19 protein-coding genes are annotated in these 21,432 nt (G+C 73.9%); 15 read left to right on the top strand and 4 right to left on the bottom strand.

Annotated features, from left to right (window positions below):
* The first annotated feature begins 12 nt into the window (after positions 1-12).
* The 13 genes from SJY07_RS09305 (at position 13) to SJY07_RS09245 (ending at position 15,048) form a co-directional block, all read left to right on the top strand.
* A complete protein-coding gene (locus SJY07_RS09305) occupies positions 13-981 on the top strand; it encodes a Ppx/GppA phosphatase family protein (protein WP_328294538.1) in 969 nt (322 codons plus the stop codon).
* Between the two features lies 1 nt (position 982).
* Positions 983-1,810, top strand: a complete 828-nt coding sequence (locus SJY07_RS09300; RefSeq protein ID WP_380158591.1) for a sugar phosphate isomerase/epimerase family protein — start codon at positions 983-985, stop codon at positions 1,808-1,810.
* 26 nt (positions 1,811-1,836) lie between these two features.
* Positions 1,837-2,604, top strand: a complete 768-nt coding sequence (gene proC / locus SJY07_RS09295; RefSeq protein ID WP_380162249.1) for a pyrroline-5-carboxylate reductase — start codon at positions 1,837-1,839, stop codon at positions 2,602-2,604.
* Positions 2,601-3,803, top strand: coding sequence for an acetoin utilization protein AcuC (locus SJY07_RS09290; protein WP_380158589.1), 1,203 nt, complete (start codon positions 2,601-2,603; stop codon positions 3,801-3,803). Before proC ends, SJY07_RS09290 begins: the two co-directional genes overlap by 4 nt.
* Positions 3,804-3,993: 190 nt before the next feature.
* Positions 3,994-4,194, top strand: a complete 201-nt coding sequence (locus SJY07_RS09285) for a helix-turn-helix domain-containing protein (RefSeq protein WP_380158587.1) — start codon at positions 3,994-3,996, stop codon at positions 4,192-4,194.
* 175 nt (positions 4,195-4,369) lie between these two features.
* A complete protein-coding gene (locus SJY07_RS09280; RefSeq protein WP_012085056.1) occupies positions 4,370-4,468 on the top strand; it encodes a 30S ribosomal protein bS22 in 99 nt (32 codons plus the stop codon).
* A 240-nt stretch (positions 4,469-4,708) separates the two neighbouring features.
* Positions 4,709-7,999: a hypothetical protein gene (locus tag SJY07_RS09275; RefSeq protein ID WP_380158585.1), complete on the top strand. Its 3,291-nt coding sequence runs from the start codon at positions 4,709-4,711 to the stop codon at positions 7,997-7,999.
* Positions 7,996-8,760 (top strand): hypothetical protein, encoded by a 765-nt coding sequence (locus tag SJY07_RS09270; RefSeq protein ID WP_380158583.1) that lies wholly within the window; start codon positions 7,996-7,998, stop codon positions 8,758-8,760. Before SJY07_RS09275 ends, SJY07_RS09270 begins: the two co-directional genes overlap by 4 nt.
* The gene (locus SJY07_RS09265; RefSeq protein WP_380158581.1) at positions 8,757-9,896 is read left to right on the top strand and encodes a glycosyltransferase family 4 protein; all 1,140 of its coding nucleotides are present in this window, start codon (positions 8,757-8,759) and stop codon (positions 9,894-9,896) included. Before SJY07_RS09270 ends, SJY07_RS09265 begins: the two co-directional genes overlap by 4 nt.
* Positions 9,893-11,029, top strand: a complete 1,137-nt coding sequence (locus tag SJY07_RS09260) for a glycosyltransferase (RefSeq protein ID WP_380158579.1) — start codon at positions 9,893-9,895, stop codon at positions 11,027-11,029. Before SJY07_RS09265 ends, SJY07_RS09260 begins: the two co-directional genes overlap by 4 nt.
* 55 nt (positions 11,030-11,084) lie before the next feature.
* Positions 11,085-12,584 carry a hypothetical protein gene (locus SJY07_RS09255; RefSeq protein WP_380158577.1) on the top strand — a complete coding sequence of 500 codons (1,500 nt, stop codon included), beginning with the start codon at positions 11,085-11,087 and terminating at the stop codon, positions 12,582-12,584.
* A gap of 179 nt (positions 12,585-12,763) precedes the next feature.
* Positions 12,764-13,930 (top strand): glycosyltransferase family 4 protein, encoded by a 1,167-nt coding sequence (locus tag SJY07_RS09250; protein WP_328294548.1) that lies wholly within the window; start codon positions 12,764-12,766, stop codon positions 13,928-13,930.
* A complete protein-coding gene (locus SJY07_RS09245) occupies positions 13,840-15,048 on the top strand; it encodes a cellulase family glycosylhydrolase (protein ID WP_380158574.1) in 1,209 nt (402 codons plus the stop codon). Before SJY07_RS09250 ends, SJY07_RS09245 begins: the two co-directional genes overlap by 91 nt.
* Before the next feature lie 98 nt (positions 15,049-15,146).
* On the opposite strand, the gene SJY07_RS09240 is transcribed toward SJY07_RS09245, so the two are convergent.
* Both SJY07_RS09240 and SJY07_RS09235 read right to left on the bottom strand, forming a co-directional pair.
* Entirely contained in the window at positions 15,147-16,415 is a 1,269-nt protein-coding gene (locus SJY07_RS09240; protein ID WP_328294550.1) for a glycosyltransferase, read from the bottom strand.
* A complete protein-coding gene (locus SJY07_RS09235; protein ID WP_380158572.1) occupies positions 16,412-17,368 on the bottom strand; it encodes a glycosyltransferase family 2 protein in 957 nt (318 codons plus the stop codon). The genes SJY07_RS09240 and SJY07_RS09235 overlap by 4 nt, the downstream gene beginning before the upstream one ends.
* Positions 17,369-17,759: 391 nt before the next feature.
* On the opposite strand from SJY07_RS09235, the gene SJY07_RS09230 reads away from it, so the two are divergent.
* Together SJY07_RS09230 and SJY07_RS09225 are read left to right on the top strand one after the other, a co-directional pair.
* Positions 17,760-18,638, top strand: a complete 879-nt coding sequence (locus SJY07_RS09230; RefSeq protein WP_328294552.1) for a DUF4397 domain-containing protein — start codon at positions 17,760-17,762, stop codon at positions 18,636-18,638.
* Complete coding sequence (locus tag SJY07_RS09225; RefSeq protein ID WP_380158570.1) at positions 18,635-19,291, top strand: class F sortase; 657 nt, start codon at positions 18,635-18,637, stop codon at positions 19,289-19,291. Before SJY07_RS09230 ends, SJY07_RS09225 begins: the two co-directional genes overlap by 4 nt.
* Positions 19,292-19,309: 18 nt before the next feature.
* On the opposite strand, the gene SJY07_RS09220 is transcribed toward SJY07_RS09225, so the two are convergent.
* Together SJY07_RS09220 and SJY07_RS09215 are read right to left on the bottom strand one after the other, a co-directional pair.
* Positions 19,310-20,491: a cellulose binding domain-containing protein gene (locus SJY07_RS09220; RefSeq protein WP_380158568.1), complete on the bottom strand. Its 1,182-nt coding sequence runs from the start codon at positions 20,489-20,491 to the stop codon at positions 19,310-19,312.
* A 75-nt stretch (positions 20,492-20,566) separates the two neighbouring features.
* A complete protein-coding gene (locus SJY07_RS09215) occupies positions 20,567-21,367 on the bottom strand; it encodes an HAD family hydrolase (protein ID WP_380158566.1) in 801 nt (266 codons plus the stop codon).
* Positions 21,368-21,432: the final 65 nt, after the last annotated feature.

The raw sequence follows: 21,432 nt of genomic DNA, 5'->3' as shown, positions 1-21,432 counted from the left end.
TAGGGTCGCGGAATGCGTTTGGGCGTTCTCGACGTGGGCTCCAACACGGTCCACCTCCTCGTGGTCGACGCCCACCCGGGGGCACAGCCCCTGGCGGCGAACTCGATGCGTCGGCTGCTGCGGCTGGCCGAGCACCTGACCCCCGAGGGGGCGATCGACGACCCGGGGATCAGCGCGCTCACCGACGCCGTGGCGGCCGCCTCCGCCGCGGCCGAGGACGCCGGGGTGGAGGAGTTCCTGGCCTTCGCGACGAGCGCGGTGCGCGAGGCCGTCAACGGCGAGGCCGTCCTGGACCACGTCGAGGCAGTCACCGGGATCCGGCTGCAGGTCCTGCCGGGCACGGCCGAGGCCGACCTGACCTTCCTCGCCGTCCGCCGCTGGTTCGGCTGGTCGGCCGGGCGGCTGCTGGTGCTGGACATCGGCGGCGGCTCCCTGGAGATCGCCGCGGGCCTCGACGAGGCGCCCGACGTCTCCTTCTCGCTGCCGCTGGGAGCCGGGCGCCTCACCCGCGACCTCCTCGCCGGTGACCCGCCGGGCCCGTCGGAGGTCCGCGACGCCCGCCGGTACGTCCGTCGCCAGATCGCCTCCCGCGTGCGCGACGTCACCCGCGCCGGCGTCCCCGACCGCGTCGTCGTGACGAGCAAGACCTTCCGCAGCCTGGCCCGGCTGTGCGGGGCCGCCCCCAGCGGCGAGGGGCCGGTGGTGCGCCGGGAGCTGCGCCTGGCCGACCTGTCGCCGTGGATCCCGCGGCTGGCGGAGATGCGGGTGAAGCAGCGGGTCGAGCTGGCCGGCGTCAGCGCGGAACGGGCTCCGCAGGTCCTGGCCGGGGCGCTGGTCGCCGAGGCGGCCTTCGAGCTGCTCGGGGTCGAGCAGGCGCTGGTCTGCCCGTGGGCGCTGCGCGAGGGGATCATCCTGCGCCGCCTCGACGCGATCGCGGCCGCCGGCGGGGTGGGCGACCGTTCCACCGTGGCGGCGTTCTAGCGTGGCGCGCGTGAGCGATCCCGATCCCGGACACGTCCCCGTCGGCCTGTCGACGTCCTGCTCCTACCCGGAGTCCACGACGGCGGCCTTCGAGATCGCCTCCCGGCTGGGCTACGACGGCGTCGAGGTGATGGTCTGGACCGACCCGGTCAGCCAGGACGCGGCCGCGCTGCGCCGCCTCGTGGAGCACTACGAGGTGCCGGTGCTCTCGATCCACGCGCCGACGCTGCTGCTGACCCAGGGCATCTGGGGTGGTGGCGGTCCGTGGGGCAAGCTCGAGAAGAGCTGCGAACTGGCGGCCGAGCTGGGGGCCGGCACCGTCGTCGTGCACCCGCCGTTCCGCTGGCAGCGCGAGTACGCGACGGGGTTCGTCGCCGGGATCGAGGCGCTGGAGGACCGGACCGGGATCACCCTCGCCGTGGAGAACATGTTCCCCTGGCGGGCCCGGGGACGGGAGATCACCGCCTACGCCCCGAGCTGGGACCCCACCGCGATGGGTTACCGCAACCTCACCCTCGACTACAGCCACGCGGCGACGTCGGGCCAGGACTGCCTGGAGCTGACGAAGGACTTCGGCGAGCGCCTCGCCCACGTCCACCTCTGCGACGGGACGGGGTCGGCCAAGGACGAGCACCTGGTGCCCGGGGACGGGACGCAGCCCGTCGCGGCGGCCCTGGCCGAGCTGGCGCGCACCGGGTTCCGGGGACAGGTGGTGGCCGAGGTGAACACCCGCCGGGCGCGGGGACGGGCCGCGCGCGAACGTGCCCTGGCCCGCACGCTCGAGTTCGCCCGGACGAACCTGGCCCGCACCCCCGAGGTGACGGCGTGACGCTCGCACTGGTCGGGGCCGGGGTGATGGGGCAGACCCTGCTCGGGGGGCTGCTGCGCGCGGGCCGCGACCCGGGGAGCGTCCTGGTCGTGGACCGCCGGGCGGGCCGGGCGAAGGAGCTGCACGAACGGTTCGGGGTCCGCGTCGTGGACGACGTGAGCGCGGTCGCGGGCGCCTCGACGGTCCTGCTCGCGGTGAAGCCGCAGGACCTGCTGAGCCTGCTGGACTCCATCGCCGACCACCTCGCGCCGGACGCGCTGGTCGTCTCGCTCGCGGCCGGGGTGACGACGGCGGCCATCGAGGCGCGGCTGGCGGCGGGCACGGCGGTGGTGCGGGTCATGCCGAACACGCCGTCGCTGGTGGACGAGGGGATGGCCGGGATCGCGGGCGGGTCCGCCTGCGGTGACGAGCAGCTCGCCGAGGCCGAGGACCTGCTGCGCTCCTGCGGGCGGACCGTCGTGCTGGCCGAGAAGCACCTCGACGCCGTGACCGCGTTGAGCGGTTCGGGCCCCGCCTACGTGTTCTACGTCGTGGAGGCGATGGTCGAGGCCGGGGTGCTGCTCGGGCTGCCGCGCGCGACGGCGACGGAGCTCGTCGTGCAGACGGTCGTGGGTGCGGGCGCGATGCTGCGGGAGACGGGTCAGCACCCCACCGTCCTGCGCGAGCAGGTCACCTCGCCCGCGGGCACGACGGCCGCGGCCCTGCGGCAGCTGGACGACTCCGGGGTCCGGGCCGCGCTGGTCTCGGCCGTGGAGGCGGCCGCGGCCCGTTCGAGGCAGTTGTCGGGCCAGTGACCCCGGGGAACGAGGGGCCCGAGCGGGTCCAGGTCGTCTGGGACCCGGCCTTCAACCGCTACGACTTCGGCCGCTGGCACCCGATGGCGCCCGTCCGCCTGGACCTGACGGCGAGGTTGTGCCGCGAGTTCGGCCTCTTCGACCGGCCGGGGGTGCAGGTCGTGACCGCCGAACCGGCCGACGACGACCTCCTCACCAGCGTCCACGACCCGGCCTACGTCGCCGCGGTGAAGGCCGCCTCGGCGGACCCGCGGCAGGCGCAGGAGGTCTTCGGGCTCGGCACCGAGGACGACCCGGCCTTCCCCGGCATGCACGAGGCCGCGGCCCGGATCGTCGGGGGGTCCGTCGACCTCGGCCGGGCGCTCGTCGCCGGTCGCACGCTGCACGGCGTGAACTTCTGCGGGGGCATGCACCACGCGAAACCGGGCTGCGCCAGCGGGTTCTGCGTCTACAACGACGCGGCCGCCGCCATCGTGGCGATGCTGCGCGACGGGGCGGAGCGGGTGGTCTACGTCGACCTCGACTGCCACCACGGCGACGGCACCGAGCAGGTGTTCTGGGACGACCCGCGGGTCCTCACGATCAGCGTCCACGAGTCCGGCACGACGCTGTTCCCGGGGACGGGCTTCGCCGACGAGCTCGGTGGCCCGCAGGCCCTGGGCGGGGCGGTGAACCTGGCCCTGCCGGCCCGCACGGCCGACGCGGGGTGGTTGCGGGCCGTGCACGCGGTGGTCCCGCAGCTGGTCTCGGCCTTCGCGCCCGACGTGCTGGTGACCCAGCACGGCTGCGACACCCACAGCCTGGACCCGCTGGGGCACCTCGACGTCTCCCTCGACGCGCAGCGGGTCGCCGCCGCGTCGATGCACCGCCTCGCCCACGACGCCGCGGGCGGTCGCTGGCTGGCCCTGGGCGGGGGCGGCTACGAGGTCGTCGACGTCGTGCCGCGCACGTGGGCGCACCTGGTGGCGGAGGCCTCCGGGGAGCCGCTGGACCCGGCGGCGCAGGTGCCGGCGGGGTGGCTCGCGCACGTGCGCGAGGTGTTCGGCCGGGACGCCCCCACGGTGATGACGGACGGTGAGCCCGGGACGTTCACGGGGTGGGAGTCGGGGTACGACCCGGACGACCCGGTGGACCGCGCGATCCTCGCGACCCGCCGTGCGGCCTTCCCGTTGCACGGTCTGGACCCCGAGTTCGACTGAGGTCGAAGAATTTTTACGGAGCGTAATGCCTGATCACGGGCTGTTCAGGTCACGCTGAGTGACTCTCTGAGCACGCAGATCTTCCACCCACGTCACACCTGCCCCTACAGTGGTCACAGAACGCGCCCCCACCGGGCCGTCCGCGGGGGACAGCGCGCCGATGGCGCGCGAACTGAAGGGTGCTGTGGGGATGCCTGAGGATCGCCCGCTGTCCGAGGTCCGGTTCCTGACCGTCGCCGAGGTCGCGTCGATGATGCGCGTGTCGAAGATGACGGTGTACCGGTTGGTGCACCACGGAGAGCTGCCCGCGGTGCGGGTCGGCCGCTCCTTCCGGGTGCCCGAGGCCGCCGTCCACGAGTACCTGCGACAGTCCTACATCGACACCGCCTGACCCCCGGGGACGTCGGGGGTGACGCGCCGGGCGATCGCGGCCGGTTCGACCGCTAGACTCGACGACGGTCTGCTGCGCGAGCGGCACAGCTTTGTGATGGACCGTCGTCGGGGTCGGCACGCGCCTGCCCCGGGGACAATCAGCACCAGCCGACATCGAAGTGAGCGAGGACCCCTTGGGCTCTGTCATCAAGAAGCGTCGCAAGCGCATGGCGAAGAAGAAGCACCGCAAGTTGCTTCGCCGCACGCGTCACCAGCGTCGCAACAAGAAGTGATCCACGCGGAGGGCGGGTTCACCGGATTCCCCGGGAACCCGCCCTTCGTGCGTTCCGGGGCCGCTCCGTCGCTCCGGGTTACCGCTGGTCGCTCTGCGTGCTGTTCGTTCGGGCCGATCCAGTGAAGGCATCGCCCAGATGCCGACCGGGGCCCTCGTCCAGGGACGCCCGGGCGACCGCCCTCCTTAGACTTCGAGGGCCCGCCGGGCAGCGGCACCCGCCGCCGAGTCGAGGAGTCGGATGACCCCGGGAGTGACGAGCACGCCCAGCACCACGAGTTCTTCCGGGCGCGATGACGTTCCCAGCGGTCTCCAGCGCATCCTCCGCATCTCGGCCTCCCTGGTCGGGACCCAGGCGGTCACCAGCGTCCTCGGGCTCCTCTTCTGGGCCATCGCCTCCCGCGGGTTCACCCGGGACCAGTTCGGCGTCGCGAACGCCGCCATCTCGGCCATGGGACTGCTCGGCGCCCTCGGGACCCTGGGTCTGGGCACCCTGCTCATCTCGTTGCTCCCGCGGACCGAGCAGGGCGTCCGCCGTGTCACCGTGCGCACCGCGCTGGCCGTCTCCGCCGCGGCCGGGACGCTGCTGGCCGTCGTGGTCCCCGTCGTGGCCATCCACGTCCTGCGACTGGACAACCTCAGCCCCCTCGCCGGTTCCCCCGGGCACGCCACCCTCTTCGCCGTCGGGACCGGCCTCGCCGCCGTCGTCCTCGTGCTGGACCAGGCCGTCCTCGTCATCGGCTCGGGCAACCTCCAGCTCGAACGCAACGTGATCGCCAGCGCGACCAAGGTCGTCGTCCTGCTCGGCCTCGCCGCGGCCGGCGCCACCGACGGGATGGCGGTCTTCGCCGCCTGGGCCGTGGGAACGGTGGTCTCGCTGCCGTTCGTGGCGCACCGCACCCGCGGTGGCCGCGCGCTGCAGCAGCACCCCCGCCTGGTCGACCTGTCCTCGATGCGCGGGCTCGGCCGGCGCGCGCTGAGCCACCACGCGCTCAACACGACGCTGCAGAGCCCGTTGATGCTGCTGCCCGTCATCGTCACCGCCGCCGTCTCGGCCGACGCCAACGCCCCCTTCGGGGCCGCGCTCCAGCTCACCGGCTTCGTCTTCGCCCTGCCCTACGCCCTGTCCGTGGGGCTCTTCGCCGCCGCGGAGGGCGACGACGGCGAGGTCCTGCGACGGATGCGGGTCACCCTGCCGCTGGGCCTCGGGGTCAGCGTGGCCGCCAACCTCGCGCTCTTCCCGCTGGCGCCCTACGTGCTGCGGATCTTCGGGGACACCTACGCCGCGGACGGCTCGAACGTGCTCCGCATCCTCGTCCTCGCCGGTCTGCCGTTCGTGATCAAGGACCACTTCGTCGCCCTGCGCCGCGTGCAGGGCCGGACCGGGGACGCGACCCTGGTCCTGGTCGTCTTCACCGTCGCCGAGCTGGCCGCGGCCCTCGTCGGGGCGCACGTCGGCGGGGTGGTCGGCCTCAGCGCGGCGTGGGTCGGGGTGCTGGTCGTCGAGGCGCTGCTGCTCGCCGTCCCGCTGCTGGCGGCCCGGCGCCGCTTCGTGGCCCAGGAAGCAGCCCAGGAACGTGCGGGAGGAACAGCAGAGGAAGCAGTCGAGAAGGTGGACCCGGACGTGGTGCAGAACCAGACCCTGGAGCAGGACGCGGTGGACGAGCGGACGGCGCAGGCCCGGTCGGTCGCGGCCGTGGTCGAACCCGTCCCCGCCCGCCGCGGGTCCCGGGGGCTCGGCCCGGCCCTGCTCGCCACCGCTCTCGGGCTGCTCGCGATGTCCTTCGCCGCCGCCCGGGCCCGCAGCACCGGCGACGACGGGGGCGCGACCCAGCTGCTCTGGGAGGCCGGGCTGGTGCTCCTCGTCGGGCCGGCCGCCCTGCTGGCGATGTGGCCGCGCACCAGCGGCTCGGTGCGGGTCTGGACGGCCGTCACCGCCGCCGCCGCCCTGCAGCTGAGCCGGGTCGTGCTCTACCCCGACCGGTTCATGTTCCACGACGAGCTGCTGCACGCGAACCTGCTCCGCCAGATCTCCGACACCGGGCAGTTGTTCGGGCTGAACCCGCTGCTGCCCATCACGGCGTACTACCCCGGTCTGGAGGTCGCGACCGACGGCGTCGCCGACCTGACCGGCCTCTCTGCGCACACCAGCTCCGTCGTGCTGCTGATCGCCGCCAGGGTCGTGCTCAGCCTGGGCATCGCGGCCGTCGTCGTCCGCCTCACCCGTTCGCACCGGGCCGGGGCCGTCGCCGTCGTGGTCTACGCCTGCAACCCGCAGATGCTGTTCTTCAACTCCCAGTTCAGCTACCAGACCCTCGCGCTGCCGCTCGCCGTCCTCACCGTCGCCCTGTTCGCCTCCCGGCACCGCGGGTCGTGGCGCGGGCTGGTGCTGCCGCTGGCCGCGTTCGCCGCGGTCACCGCCACCCACCACGTCACCGCGGCCCTGCTGCTGGCGGCCTTCGCCGTCTGGACGCTGGTCGAGCTCCTCGTGGCGCGCTCCGCCCGTCGCGGCGGGGACACCGCGCGGCGCAGCGAGGCCGGCGCGCTGGCCGTGACCACGGTCTTCGGCCTCGCCTGCTTCACCGCCACCCTGCTGAACCCGGGCAACACCCTCGGCAGCTACCTGGGCTCCATCGTCACCAGTTCCTCCACCGACCTCGGTGCCCTCTTCGAGGGGAAGCAGACCAAGGCCCTCTTCGCCAACACCGCGGGCGTGGGTCCCGCCTGGTGGGAGCAGCTGCTGCTCATCGGGGGCCTGGGGATCACGCTGCTGGCGCTGCTGCCCTCGCTGTGGGCCGCGCGGGCGTGGGTCCGGACCCGGGTCTCGCTGGCCGTCGTCCTCGTCCTCACGGCCGTGCTCTGGCCCGTCGTCCCCGGCGGCCACGTGGCCCGGGCCACCTCCGAGGTCGGCGACCGCGCCGCGGGCTTCGTCTTCCTCGGCGTCGCCTTCGTGGTGGCCTGGTGGCTCGTGCGGCGCCCCGCGACCCGACGCGTCGCCGGGATCTTCGGCGTCGCGGCGACGGTGACGTTCCTCGGTGGCGTGGTGCTGGGGTCGGGGACGGTCAGCTCCCAGCTGCCCGGGCCGTTCCTCGTCTCCGCCGACGCCCGCAGCGCCGACGCCGACAACCTCGCCGCGGCGCAGTGGCTGGGGCGGACGCTGCCACCGGAGACCCGGGTCTACGCCGACCGGGTGTCCGGTCTGCTCGCGGCCGCCGACGGCGGCATGTTCACCGTGCGCCACATCAGCACCGACATCGACGCCTCCCGCCTCCTCCTCGACCCGCAGTTCAGCCAGAAGGACGTCGACCTCGTCCGCGAGGCCGGCATCCGCTACCTCGTGGTCGACCGGCGCGACGCCAACGGGCTGCCCAACCAGGGCGTCTACGTCGAGAGCGGCGAGTTCGGCGGCGACGGGCGCACCACGCCCGTCCCGCTGGCCGCGCTGGAGAAGTTCGACGACGTCCCCGGCGTCGACCGCATCTACGACAACGGCTCCATCGCCGTCTACGACCTCTCGGAGCTGGGAAAGTGAGCACCACGTCCCCGCGGACGCGCCCGGTCGGGGCCACCCCCCTGCTCGTGGGCGCGGTCGTCCTCGTCGTCGCGGCCGTCGTCGCCGTCCTCCTCGACGGCCCGACCTGGCTGCGCAGCGCCCTCGTCCTGGCCGCCACCGTCGCGACCGCGACGCAGCTCGTCCGCCGGGGGTGGCGCCGTTCCACCCTCGACCGCGTCCTCACCGCGGTGGGCGGGGTCCTCGTCGTCCTCGTGCTCGTGGGGATGGTGCTGGGCGTGAGCGGGATCGGCCTGCGGGCCGGCACCTGGGCCGTGGGCCTGGGGGCGCTCGCGCTCCTCGGCCTCCTCGGCAGCGCGCTCGCCCCGGTGCGGGAGCGCGAAGCCTCCGTCGAGGCGGCCCCGGTGGCCGAGGGCTCCCTGCGCCGGGCGGTCCTGCGCACCTCGCCGTGGGTGCTCGCCGCCGTCGCCGTCACCGTCGTGGCCCTCGTCGTCGCCGTGCGCAGCGTGGACGAGAACTCGACGTCGCCCGTCCAGATGTCCCTCGTGTCGCTGGACGGCGCCCAGGCCGTGGTCGAGGTCTCCTCCGAGGAGGCCGCGGGCCCGCTGGAACTGCGCACGGACCCGGGTGACGGTTCCGCCGTCACCTACCCGCTGTTCTCCGTCCCCGAAGGAGGAACCGTGCGGACCACCGTCGTCGTGCCGGTCCAGGGCAAGGTCGTCGTCACCGTCAGCAACCCCGGACAGGTGCAGCCGCTGCGCACCCTGGTCGTGAACCGGTGACCGCGCGGAACGGGCGACCCCGGGTCCTGCACGTCGTCCAGCGCTACTTCCCCGAGATGGGTGGGCTGGAGACCCACGTCGCCGAGATCACCCGCGGGCTCGCGGCGACGGGGGAGTTCGACCTGACCGTCCTCGCCACCGACCGCAGCGGCGGGCTGGCCCGCCACGACGTCGTCAACGGCATCCCCGTGCTCCGGCGCCGGTCCTGGCCGCGGGAGGGCGACCTCTACCTCTCGCCCGGGCTGGCGCTGCCCGTCCTGCGGGGGCACTGGGACCTCGTGCACGTGCAGGGCGTCAACACCCTCGCACCGCCCGTGGGCATGCTCTCGGCGATCGCGGCCCGGACCCCCTTCGTCCTCACCTTCCACAGCGGCGGGCACTCCTCCTCCGTGCGGACCGCCGGCCGCGGCGTGCAGTACCGGGTCCTGGCCCCGCTGCTGCGGCGGGCCGCGCGGCTCATCGCCGTCAGCCGGTTCGAGCGCTCGGCCTTCGCCGCGGTGACCGGTCTCCCCGAGTCCCGCTTCAGCGTCATCCCCAACGGGGGCGCGCTGCCGCCGTCGCCCGTCGCGGTCGCGCCGGTCGAGGGCCGCATCGTGACCAGCGGGCGCCTGGAGCGCTACAAGGGTCACCAGCGGGTCATCGAGGCCCTGCCGCTGGTCCGCGCGCAGGTCCCGCAGGCCCACGTGGTCGTCCTCGGCAGCGGTCCCTACGAGCAGGAGCTGCGGCGCGGGGCCGAACGCGCCGGCGTCGCGGACCACGTGGAGTTCCGGGCGCTGCCGCCCGCGGACCGGACCGCGATGGCGGGCGAGCTCGCCCGCGCCGGGGTGATGGCGGCGATGTCGGACTACGAGGCGCACCCGGTGGGGGTCATGGAGGCGGTGACCCTCGGGCTGCCGGTCGTGGGCAGCGACGTGGCCGGCATCGGGGACCTCGTCGAGGACGGCCTGGTCGTCGGGGTCGCACCCGACGCCGACGCGGCGACCCTGGCCGCGGCGCTCAGCACCCAACTGCTGGCCACCCGGGCCCGCGGGGCGGTCCCGCACGTCCCCCGGCCGGTGGAGCTGCCGACGTGGGAGACGAGCGTCGCGGCGACCGCCGAGGTCTACCGCACGGTGCTGGGCGGGGGTTCCTGGTGAGCCGCCCGACCCGGGTCGTCCACGTCATCACGACCCTCACCACCGGCGGCGCCGAACGGCAGCTGGAGCTGCTGGTCGAGCGTTCGGGCGCGCAGTCCCGGACGCTCTGCCTCTACGAGGGCGGCCCCGTGGCGGACGCGATGCGCCGGCGGGGACACCACGTCGACGTCCTCGGCATGGCGGGCTGGCGCAAACCGCTCGCGATCGCGCGGCTGGCCCGCGAGCTGCGCCGGCTGCGCCCCGACGTCGTGCACGTCCACCTGCTCGCCGCGCAGCTCTGGGGCATCCCGGCGGCCCGCCTGGCCGGGGTCCCCGTCGTGGTCTCCAGCGAGCACTCGCTGATGGCGGACTCGATCGAGGGCCGCCCGCTCACCGCCTGGCTGCGGCGCGTCTACACCGGCCTCGAGGCCCTCACCGACCACACCGTCGCGGTCTCCGCCACCACCGCGGACCGCCTGGTCGCGTGGGGCGTGGCGCGGAGCCGCATCTCCGTGATCGACAACGGGATCGACCTCGACGCCGTCCGCCCCCGGGCGGGCGACCGCGAGCGCGTGCGGGCCGAGCTGGGAGTGCCGGAGGGCAGCACGGCGGTCGTCGTCGTCGGCCGCCTGGACCCCGTCAAGCGCGTCGACGAGGTCCTGCGGGCGCTCGCGCCCCGGCTGCTCGCCGGCGGGCACGTCCTGCTGGTCGCCGGGGCGGGGTCGTTGCGTCCGGGGCTGGAGTCCCTCGCGGGGGAGCTGGGGATCGCCCCCGCGGTCCGCTGGCTGGGCGCGCGGGACGACGTCCCGGCCGTGCTCGCCGCCGCGGACGTCCTGCTCAGCGCCTCGCGCGACGAGACCTTCGGCCTCGCCGTCCTGGAGGCCGTCGCGGGCGGACTGCCCTCGGTCTTCGTGCAGTGCCCGGCGCTCGAGGAGCTCGGGACGCTGCCCGAGGGGGTGGCCCGCGCCGACGGCGGCGGCCCCGAGGCGCTCAGCGCGGCGCTGGACGACCTGACCGCCCGTGGGCTGCACCGCCGCCCCGCCCCGGCCGCGGTGGTCGAGCGCTACGACGCCCGGCGCACGGCGGCCGCGGTGGACGCGCTGTACGCCGACCAGCTGGTCCACGACCGGCGCTCCTCCCGTCGCGCTCACTGACCGCACGGGCTGACCGGGCCGTACAGATCGGCGCTCCCCCCGCCGATGGGGAGGGGTGCGCCGACTCCGACCGACGACCCCGCGACCCCCGCTGCTGCGCGGTCTCGTCCTGGCGGCCCTCGCGGCCCTGCTCACGGTCGGGTCGGCGGCGGTGGGCCTGCCCGGGAGCAGCCCCGCGGCCGCTGCCGCTCAGACGACGGGCTTCGTCCAGCGCGACGGGTCCCGGCTGACGCTGAACGGCGCGACGTTCCGCTTCTCCGGGACCAACGTCTACTGGCTCGGCCTCGACGACAACGTCCGCGACGCCACGGGACAGCCGACCGTCCCGTCCCGCTTCCGCATCGACGACGCCTTCCGGGCGGCCCAGGCCACCGGCGGCACCGTCGTGCGCACCTGGGGCGGGCTCGTCGGCTGCGCGCGCTGCATCGAACCCCGTCCGGGCGTTTTCCAGGACTCCGCCTTCGACTCCATCGACTACGCCGTGGCCTCGGCCGCCCGGCACGGGCAGCGCCTCGTGGTCACCCTGGTGGACAACTGGGACTACTACCACGGCAGCAAGCTCACCTACACGGGATGGCGCGGGCTGCCCGAGTCCGCCTTCTTCTCCGACCCCGGGGTCATCGCCGACTACCAGGCCTACATCTCGCACTTCGTGCAGCACGTGAACCCCTACACGGGGCTCGCCTACCGCGACGACCCGACGATCATGGCCTGGGAGACCGGCAACGAGATGTGGTGCCAGACCTGTTCGGGCAACTACTGGGACGGCTCCTGGACCCGGGCGATCGCCGACCACCTGAAGTCCGTGGCCCCGCGCCAGCTCGTCGTCGACGGGCACGGCACCGACCCCGGCTGCCGGACGGACTGCCTGCACGCCCCGAGCCTGGACATCGCCTCGGTCGACGTCGTCGACGACCACTTCTACCCGATGCAGCTGGACCGGGTGCGCTCGGCCGCTGCGACGGCCGCCGCCCACGGCAAGGCCTACCTCGTCGGTGAGTACGACTGGAACAACCACCGCGGCGGTTCCGGCCTGCAGGACTTCCTCGACACCGTCCGCCTCTCCGGAGCGGTCGGCGCGCTGACCTGGTCGGTCGTGCCGCACGCCGACACCGCCGGGTTCGTCGACCACGACGACGGGTTCCAGTACTTCTTCCCCGGTCGCGACGACGACGAGCGGGCGCGGACGGGCACGCTGCGCGCGTTCGCCGCGAAGGTGTCCGGTGCGGCGGCCTCCGACGTGGCCCCCCCGGCGCCGTGCGGGCTGGCCCAGGTGGCGACGGGGACCGGCACGGGGCTGCGCTGGCGGGGTGCGGCGCCCGCCGTGCGCTACGTCGTGCAGCGGCGCGCGGCCGGGTCCACCGCCGGCTGGCAGAACCTCACCTGGCAGGTGCGCGACCAGGCGGTCCTCCCCGCGAGCGGTGCGCTGTGGGTGGACACCACGGCCGCCGGGAGGCGTTCGGAGTACCGCGTCGCCGGGATCTCGCTGCGGGGGACGCGGGGTCCCTGGTCCGCGGCCGTGCCACCGGGGGTCACGACCGCCTGCGGTTCCTGAGCGGTGCCACCCGCGTCCGCACGACCCCCGCGGATGCAGGACGATGGAGCGTCCCGCCCGCGAGCGGTTCACCTGATCAGGTCTTGCCCCGGACCCGTGCGGGGCCCGAACCTTGGGGTGGGGCCCGGACCGTTCGCCGATCGGTCCGCCCTCGACCTCGAGAGGCAGAAGTTCCCCGAATGCTCCTGGAACCATCCCGGACTCCGGCCCGTCCGTCCGGTTCCGGAGGGTTGCTGCTCGCCTCGCGGGGGGACGCGTTGACGCCCTTCCTCTTCGAGGAACTCCAGCGGCGCTACCCCGTGGCCGGGGTCCTCGACACCGACCTGTCCCGGTGGCAACGGGTGGCCGTCGCGGCGACGACGTTCCGCCCCTCCCGCGTGCGATGGGCCGAGCACTTCTTCAAGAGCGGCCTCGGCTACGCGCTGCGCTCGCGCAACGCGGAACTCCTGCGCCGGCGCTCGCCGGATCCGCAGGCCCCCGTCTTCCAGGTGCACGCCCTCTTCGACGTCACCGGGGGTGGCGGCAGCCTGCTCTACGTCGACTGCACGCACCGGCAGTCGGCGGCCTCGTGGCCGGCGTGGAACCCCCTGCGGGGGAGGGCGCTGGAACGCTGGTACGCCCAGGAGACCGCCGCCTACCGCGCCGCCCGGCACGTCTTCTCGTTCAGCACCGCGACGAGGGACTCGCTGGTCGACGAGTACGGCGTGGATCCCGCCCGGGTCAGCGTCGTGGGGGCCGGGGCGAACGGGGGTCTGCCCGAGCACGTCGCCCACCGCGGAACCTCGCCGGGCCACGCCCCGAACCTGCTGTTCATCGGCAACGACTTCGCCCGCAAGGGGGGTCACGACCTGCTGACCGCCTTCGCGCAGGTCCGCGCACGTTTCCCCGGCGCGACGCTGCGCCTGGTCGGGACGCGCCCGGAGGTTCCCGCCCAGCCGGGTGTGGAGGTCCTGGGGAGGGTTCACGACCGGGAGCACATCGCCCGCCTCTACGCCCAGGCCGACGTGTTCGTGCTGCCCTCCGTCTTCGACCCGTTCCCGTTGGTGCTGCTGGAGGCGATGGCCCGCGGAGTTCCGCTGGTCACCACCGCGTCGTGCGGGATCCCCGACGTCGTGCGGGACCAGGTCGAGGGACACGTGGTCGCCGCGAACGACCCGGCGGGTCTGGCGGCCGCACTCGTGCGATCCTTGGCCGATCCCGCGCACAGCTCGTCGATGGCTGCCACGGCGCGTCTGCGGGTTCGGGAGGAGTTCACGTGGCAACGCGTCGTCGACCGCATGGCCCCCGTTCTCGACGAGCTGGTCCGCACCGGAACCGGTCGTGGACCGGACCGCTCGCCGCGCTGACCCTGCTGACGCTGGTCGGGGCGGGGCTGACGTCCTGTTCCGGTGCGGCCGACGACTTCGTGGAACGCGACGGGCGGCAGTTCACCGTCGACGGGAAACCCTTCCGGTTCGTGGGTTTCAACCTCTACGACGCGGCCGCCAGCGACCGGTACTCCTGCCGCCCGGCGTCGCGCATCCCCCCCGAGGACCTCGAGGACCACTTCCGCTGGCTGCACGACCACGCGGGGGTCACCGTCGTCCGGTTCTGGGCGTACCAGACCTACACCGACGGTGGTCGTGACTTCAGCGCCGTCGACCGCGTCGTGGACGCCGCGCGGGCGACCGGGATCCGGTTGATCCCGGTCCTCGAGGACGGGCCGGGGGACTGCAGCACAGGCGAACCGGGCGTCTCCCTCGCGGAGGCCGACGGCGGGACCTGGTTCAGCCAGGGGTACCGGAAACCCTACGGCAGCGCGCGGATCTCCTACCGGGACTACGTCAGAGCCATCACGGAGCACTACAGCGACGAACCCGTGGTGATGGCCTGGATGCTGGTCAACGAGGCCGAGACCCCGGCCCGCGACGACCAGGGACGGTCGGTCCTCGTGAGTTTCGCCGGTGACGTCGCGGGCCTGGTCCACTCCGTCGACCCGAACCACCTCGTCACCCTGGGAACCCAGGGCAACGGTGCCCCGGGGGGCAGCGGCGCGGACTTCCTCGCGGTCTACAACCAGACCGACCTGGACTTCGTGGAGGTGCACGACTGGGCCCGCTACGGGTCCGACACCGAGGCCATGCCGGGGGCCGAGGCCGACGGCAGCCTGCCGGCGGTCGGTTCGCAGACCTGCCGTTCCACGACCGCGCCGATCGCGTGCTCGTTCGCCATCGCCGCCCAGATCCAGAAACCCCTCGTCGTCGGCGAGGTGGGGATCTCCGCCTCGGACGCGGCCGGGCGGGGTCGACGGGCGGAACTGGTCCGGGCGAAGGCGCAGGCCGCGTTCGACGCCGGTGCGTCCGGGTACCTGGTGTGGCACTACGGCACCGGTCAGACCGACGGTTACGACGTCGTGCGTTCCGACGACGACCTGTTGTTCGACGTCACCCGGCGACTGGGTTCGCAGGTGTCGGGGACGTCCTGAGGGTTTCTCCCCGGGAACGCGGAAGAACCCGTCGGCCCCGAGTTCTCGGGGGCGACGGGTCGTCGGCGGTTCCGGTGGGTCCTGGGCGGGAGGATCGCTCAGGCCACGACATCGCGGCGGGCGTCGTCGTGCCGCGGTGCCCGGGTTTCGGTCGACGCGGCGCGGGGGCCCGCGACGGAGCCGGGAACCCCGAGGCTCGCGAAGACCCGGGCGAAGCGGGTGACCGAGGTGTCCCAGGAGTGCGGGTCGGCGTAGCGCTCGCCCCGGCGTTCCAGGAGTCCCCGCAGCGCGGCGGCGAGTTCCGCGGGCGCGGCCGGGGGCACGAACACGGCACCCTCGTAGTCGCGGGCGGCCTCGACGAGACCGCCGACGGAGGTCACCACGGTCGGCAGTCCGGCGCTCATCGCCATCTGCAGCGGCCCGGAGGACGACGAACGGCGGTAGGGGAGCACCACGGCGTCGGCCGCGGCGAAGTGGGTGCGGACCTCGGCGTCGGTGACGTAGCGGTTGACGAGGTCGATGCGGTCGCCGTTCGGGCTGTCCCGCACGGCGTCCAGCGGTGCCGTCCACCCTTCCCACGTCTCCCCGACGATGGTCAGCCGGAACTTCTCCGCCAGTTCCCGGGGCAGCGAGGAGAACGCCTCGACGAGGTCTTCGAGCCCCTTGTACGGACGGATCGTCCCGAAGAACAACAGGCGGAGCGGGGCGTCGCCGGTGGCGTTCTCGCTGCGCACCGCGGTGGCGTCGAGGACGTGGTCGTACGGCCCGTGCGGGATGACCGTGATCTGACGCGGGTCGAGGCCGTAGGCCCCCTGCAGGAGTTCGGAGTCGTACTCGGAGTGGACGACGTGCGCGTCGACCCGGCGCAGCAGCGCCTTCATCGCCGACCGCACGTAGCGGACCACACCGGGGACCCGGGCTTCCCCGGTGTCCTGGACCTCGTGCCACTCGATGACGACCTTGGCCCCGCGGCGGTGCAACGCCCGCGCGAGGAGCAGGTAGGAGTGCAGCACCGCGCCGGTCCACCACTGCAGGACGACGACGTCGGGGCGGGTGCGGTCGAGGAAACCCGACACCCCCCGGGCGCTGCGTCCCCAGTACCAGTCGACGCCGTCGTAGACGTCGATGTCGGGGGAGTAGTCGACGTCGTTCACGACGGAACCCACCCGCGAGCGTCCGGGGTAGAGGAACCGCGGCACCAGGCGACGCATCAGGACGACGCTCGTCGTGGTGCGTTCGGCGAAGGCGTTCGCGAGGCGGCAGGTGTAGTAGCTGATCCCGGAGGTGAACCGCCAGCCCGAACCGACGACCAGGACACGGGTGGGACGGGACGTCCCGGAGGTGCGCGCCTCGGGGACGGACCTCATGCGTTCTCCCGCGCGTCCTGCTCGGTCGGGTGGAGTTCGCGACGACCCGGTTCGGTCCCCTGCTGGGGGACCGACGGCTGGCGGTCGGTCGGGCGCAGGTCGATGACCCGGGCCATGGGGGAGTCCAGCAGCGCCGCGTCCTGGGCCTCCTCGTTCGCGAGGGTGTGCTCCGCGTCGGCGTGGGCGTGGGTGAGGAGTTCCGCGCTGGGGGTGGGGGTGGTGGAGCGCCCGCGCTGGAAGCGTTCGGTGAGGATCGTGCGCAGCACCCGCAGGCCGTCGCGCACGGCGTGCAGGTTGCTCTCGCCGTGGATGCGACGCAGTTCCACGCTGGGCACCTCGTGGATCTGCAGGTCGGCGGCGGCGACCCGGCAGTTGATGAGGGTCTCGATCTCGAAGCCGTCACCCCACTGCGCGGTGTCGTAGCGCGAGGACGGGATGGCGAGGTGCTGGAGCACGTCGCGCCAGAAGGCGTTGTAGCCGTAGCAGAGGTCCGTGTACTTGGTGCGGAACAGCACGTTGGTGAACAGCGTCAGCATCCGGTTGCCGGTGTCGCGCACGAGGGTGATGTCGTCGCTGCCGCCGGCGGCGAGGACGCGGCTGCCCTTGGCGAAGTCGGCGCCGGCGACGAGCGCGGCCACGAAGTCGGAGATCTCGGCGGCGTCGGCGGAGCCGTCGGCGTCGAACATGACGATGACGTCACCGGTGGCGGCCTCGAAACCCACGGCCAGGGCGTTGCCCTTGCCGCGTCGGGTCTGCTGCAGGAACTTCGCCTCGGGCAGCACCCGGGCCACGACCTCGGCGGTCCCGTCGGTGGAGTGACCGTCGACGACGATCACCTCGTGGACCTTCGGCAGACCGGGCAGGACGATCTCGAGGTTGCGCGCTTCGTTCCACGCGGGCACCACGATCGTGACCTTCGGGTGCGCCGGACGTTCTACGGGCGTGGCAACCATCGGTGAGACCTCTCTCGTGCAGTTCAGTGGACCCGCGTCGTCGAGGTTCCCGGGCCGGGATCGGCCTTTCGACGAAACGTAGGTCCCGCGGCTGAGAGGTGTTCGGGTCCGTCACCCGAACAGATGGGTGTGCTCCGAAAGAACTTCTCTAGGTCATGTCTGATCGACAGGGAGTGAGGTTCGAGGCGTTTGCGCGCCGTTCGGTCCATCACGTAGTCACTACTGCTGTACTTACCGTGACATCGACGGCAGAAGGCGCCCGGTGCGTGCGCGAGGTCCGTCCCTGCCGCAGACTGAGGGCCCGGCGTGGTCCTCTGATCGCGTCTGCGGTGCGGGGTCAGGTGCAGTCGGCCTCTGCGACCGCCACCGTCCACGTCCCGAGGAGTCCCCCGTGCTGGTCCGTTCCCGCCGTGTCCACCCGCAAGGCCGCGTGTCGACGGTGATCGGCGTGGTGCTGGCCGTCCTCCTGGTGGTCCTGCTGTCCGCGCGGGGAGCCGCCGCGGCCGTCGTCCCCGGTGACGCCTGGGTGCGCGCCGCCCACCTGGTCCCGGGTCTCGAGGCGATGCAGGTCAGCGCCCGGCCCACCGCCGGGGGCGACACCGTGGTCCTGGCCGCCGACGCCGGCTACGGCGACGTCGCGCCCTACCAGCGGCTCGCACCCGGCGACTACACCGTGGAGCTGCGCCCGGCCGGCGCCGCGCCGACCTCGTCCCCGGTCCTCTCCAGCACCCTCACCGCCAAGGCCGGCGCCGCCTACACCCTCGCGGGCCTGGGCTCCCTCGCCTCGCCCCGGCTGGCGACCCTGCAGGACGACCTGACCCCGCCCGCGCCCGGGACGGTCAACGTCCGGCTGCTGCCGGCGGCCTCGACCGCGGCCCAGGTGACGGTGAGCGCCGTCGACGGGCCGGTCATCGCCCAGGACGCCGTGTTCGGTCAGCCGACCAGCTACACCAGCGTCCCCGCCGGGACCTGGACCCTGCAGGCGGTCGCGAACGGTGTCGCGCCGGCCACCACGAAGGTCGACCTGACCGCGGGCGGCGTCTACACCCTCGCGGTCGTCGACGGGACCGGCGGCCTCGGCGTGCAGGTCGTGACCGACGCCGCGGGCGCGGCGACGATGCCCGTGGGTGGCGCGCAGACCGGCGGCGGTGGCACGGCCGGTGGCCTCGACACCGAGTCCTCGCCCGGCCCGTGGATCCTCGCGATGACCGTGCTCGGGGGGCTCGGCGTGCTCGCCGTGCGTCGCGCGAGGACCACGCGCTCGTCGTGACCGGCCGCGTCCTGCGTCGACGGTCCCTCCTGCTGCTGCCCGTGACCCTCTGGGCTGCAGGCTGTTCCGGGGGGTCGGCTGCTCCCGTCCCGACGAGTCCCACGCGTCCGGCGGAGCCGTCCACGGAGCCGGCCCCGCCGACCCCTTCGACCGCCCCGTCCGCGGCCGCCGGGGGTCCCCTGCCCGCGGTCGGTGACCCCGGGCGCGCCGTCGTGGCCGGTGAGGTCCCGGTGCACCTCGAGGTCCCCGCCGTGGGGGTGGACGTCCCGCTGATCCGGCTGGGCGTGAACCCGGACGGTTCGCTGGAGGTCCCGGCCGACTACCAGCAGGTCGGGTGGTTCACGGGGAGCGCCGCCCCCGGGGCCACGGGCCCGGCGATCATCGCGGGGCACGTGGACAGCACCAGCGGTCCGGCGCCCTTCTTCCGGCTGCGTGACCTCGGTCCCGGCGACGAGGTCGTCGTCACCGGGACCGACGGGCAGCGGCGGTCGTTCTCCGTCGACGGGGTCGAGCAGTACCCGAAGGACCAGTTCCCCACGGCGGCCGTCTACGGCCCCGCCCCGGGCCCGGTCCTGCGGCTCATCACCTGCGGCGGGTCCTTCGACCGCAGCGTCGGTCACTACCGGGACAACGTGGTCGTCTTCGCCTCGTGAGCGCCTGGTCCGGACCGGTCAGCTGCAGCTGAGCGCGGTCGGCGTCGCGGGGCTGGTGGAGCTCGCCAGCTGGTAGCCGTAGCTCGTCGTGGCGCCCGCGGCGAGCGTCCCGTTCCAGCTCGCGTTGTGGACGCTCAGCGTGCGCCCGGACTGGGTCCAGGTGCCGTTCCAGAGGTTCGTGACGGTGGCGCCGGCGGGCAGCGTGACGGCCGTCGACCAGTCGGTGCGCCCGGTCGGGCCGTTGGCGACGGTGACCGTCTGCACGGCGCCGGAGTTCCAGGCGTTCTCGGTGCGCGCCGTGGCGCTGCAGACCGGGCGCCCGGAGACCGGACGGGTGGAGCGGGTCACCGCGGGCGTCGGGGTGGCGGAGGGCTTCGGCGTCACCGGGGTCGAGGCGGTGGGCGCGGGGGTGCTGCCCGCGGGTCCGGCGGAGAAGTCCGTGACGGCGAGCCCGGCGCCCCCGACCCACGGCTCGAAGCCGGCCTGGACGCTCGTGAGGTACCAGGAGCGCTGCGCGTAGCCGCGCTGCACGGCGTCGTCGTAGAAGGTGCTCAGCGCGAAGTCGAGGGAGGCCGTACCGGTCGTGCGGACGTAGGAGACGACGTTCCAGCCGGTGTTGCCGAACCAGACGTCCCAGGTGGTGCCGGCGAGCGCCACGGTGCCCACCTTGGCGCCGATGGGTTGCGGGCGACCGGCGTGGTTCGCCCAGACCATGACCTCGGCGCCGGTGTTCTGCCCGTCGCGGCGGGCGGTCGGGTCGAACCACAGGTCGTAGCCCGCGTCCCACTCGCCCGTCGTGGGGTAGGTCATCGAGACGTTCGTGCGCAGGGTCGAGAACGCCGGGCTGGAGGCCAGGACGGGGTCGAAACCGGGCGTGCAGACCGCGTAGTGGCATCCCCAGTAGATCGACGGGTAGCTCTTGGGGGCGCCCGAGGTCGAGGTGGAGCCGTCGGCGGTGGTGACCGCGAAGCCGGTGGCGCTGGGTTCGATGCACTGCTGGGCCGAGGTGCCCCAGCGGTTGTTCTGGATCGTGTAGCGCCCGTCGGCCGTCGTGGTCTTGGCGTAGGTGTCGCACAGGACGGTCGCGGCGGAGGCCGACGGGGTGTCGAGGGTGGCGACCAGGGCGGCGGAACCGGCGGCGAGGGCGGTCACGGCGGTCGCGACGGCGACCTTCACGGCGCGTGCGCGGAGTGGGGTCACGCGGACTCCTCGGTCCCCGACCGGGGGACCTTGAGCCCACCACGGCGTGACCTGCGTCACACTCCGAACCTCGGGTCAGCGGCGGCGGAGCAGGGAGACGACGGCGAGCGTGCCGACCCCGACGGCACCGACGCGGGCGCTCCAGCGCACGGCGTGGCGCCACTGGCGGAACTCGTGCACGGGCCACCCGTGCGTGGCGGCGTGCCGGCGCAGCGTCCGGTCCGGGTTGACGACGACGGGGGAGCCGACCAGGGAGAGCAGCGGCAGGTCGTTGGCGGAGTCGGAGTAGGCCGCGCAGCGGGCCAGGTCGAACCCGGCGGAGGCGGCCAGGGCGCGCACGGCGTCGGCCTTGGCCTGACCGTGCAGCGGTTCGCCGACGAGCCTGCCGGTGTAGACGCCCGCCACGGACTCGGCGACGGTGCCGAGCGCACCGGTCAGCCCCAGGCGGCGGGCGATCACCTCGGCCATCTCGACGGGGGCGGCCGTGACCAGCCACACCGGTGCTCCCGCGGCGAGGTGGCGGCGGGCGAGTTCCTGGGTGCCCAGGCGGACCTTGGACTCGACGTGCTCCTCGTAGACGTCCTCGCCGATCCGGCGGATGGTCGCGGTCTCGTGACCGGCGACGAAGGCCAGGGCGAGGTCGCGGATCTCGACGAGGTGGCCGAGGTTCTCGCCGCGCACCGCGTAGTGCAGCGCGCGGCGGGCGAAGCGCTGCACCTCGCGGCGGGAGAAGAACCCCCGCGCGGCGAGGCCGCGGGCGAAGTAGAACAGCGACGCGCCCCGCACCATGGTGTTGTCGAGGTCGAAGAAGGCCGCCTGCACCACGCGGGCGTCGACCAGCGGGGTGGACGCGTCGGCGGCAGGCACGTTCGGCATCGTAGGCCCGTCGTCGGCGCAGGAGCGGTCAGGAGTGAGTGGTGGGCAACCCGGAGTCACAGCAG

Origin of the sequence: Kineococcus sp. R86509, from assembly GCF_042466365.1 — a bacterium.
In the GTDB taxonomy this organism is placed as follows: domain Bacteria; phylum Actinomycetota; class Actinomycetes; order Actinomycetales; family Kineococcaceae; genus Kineococcus.
This window is presented reverse-complemented; position numbering and strand designations above follow the sequence as displayed.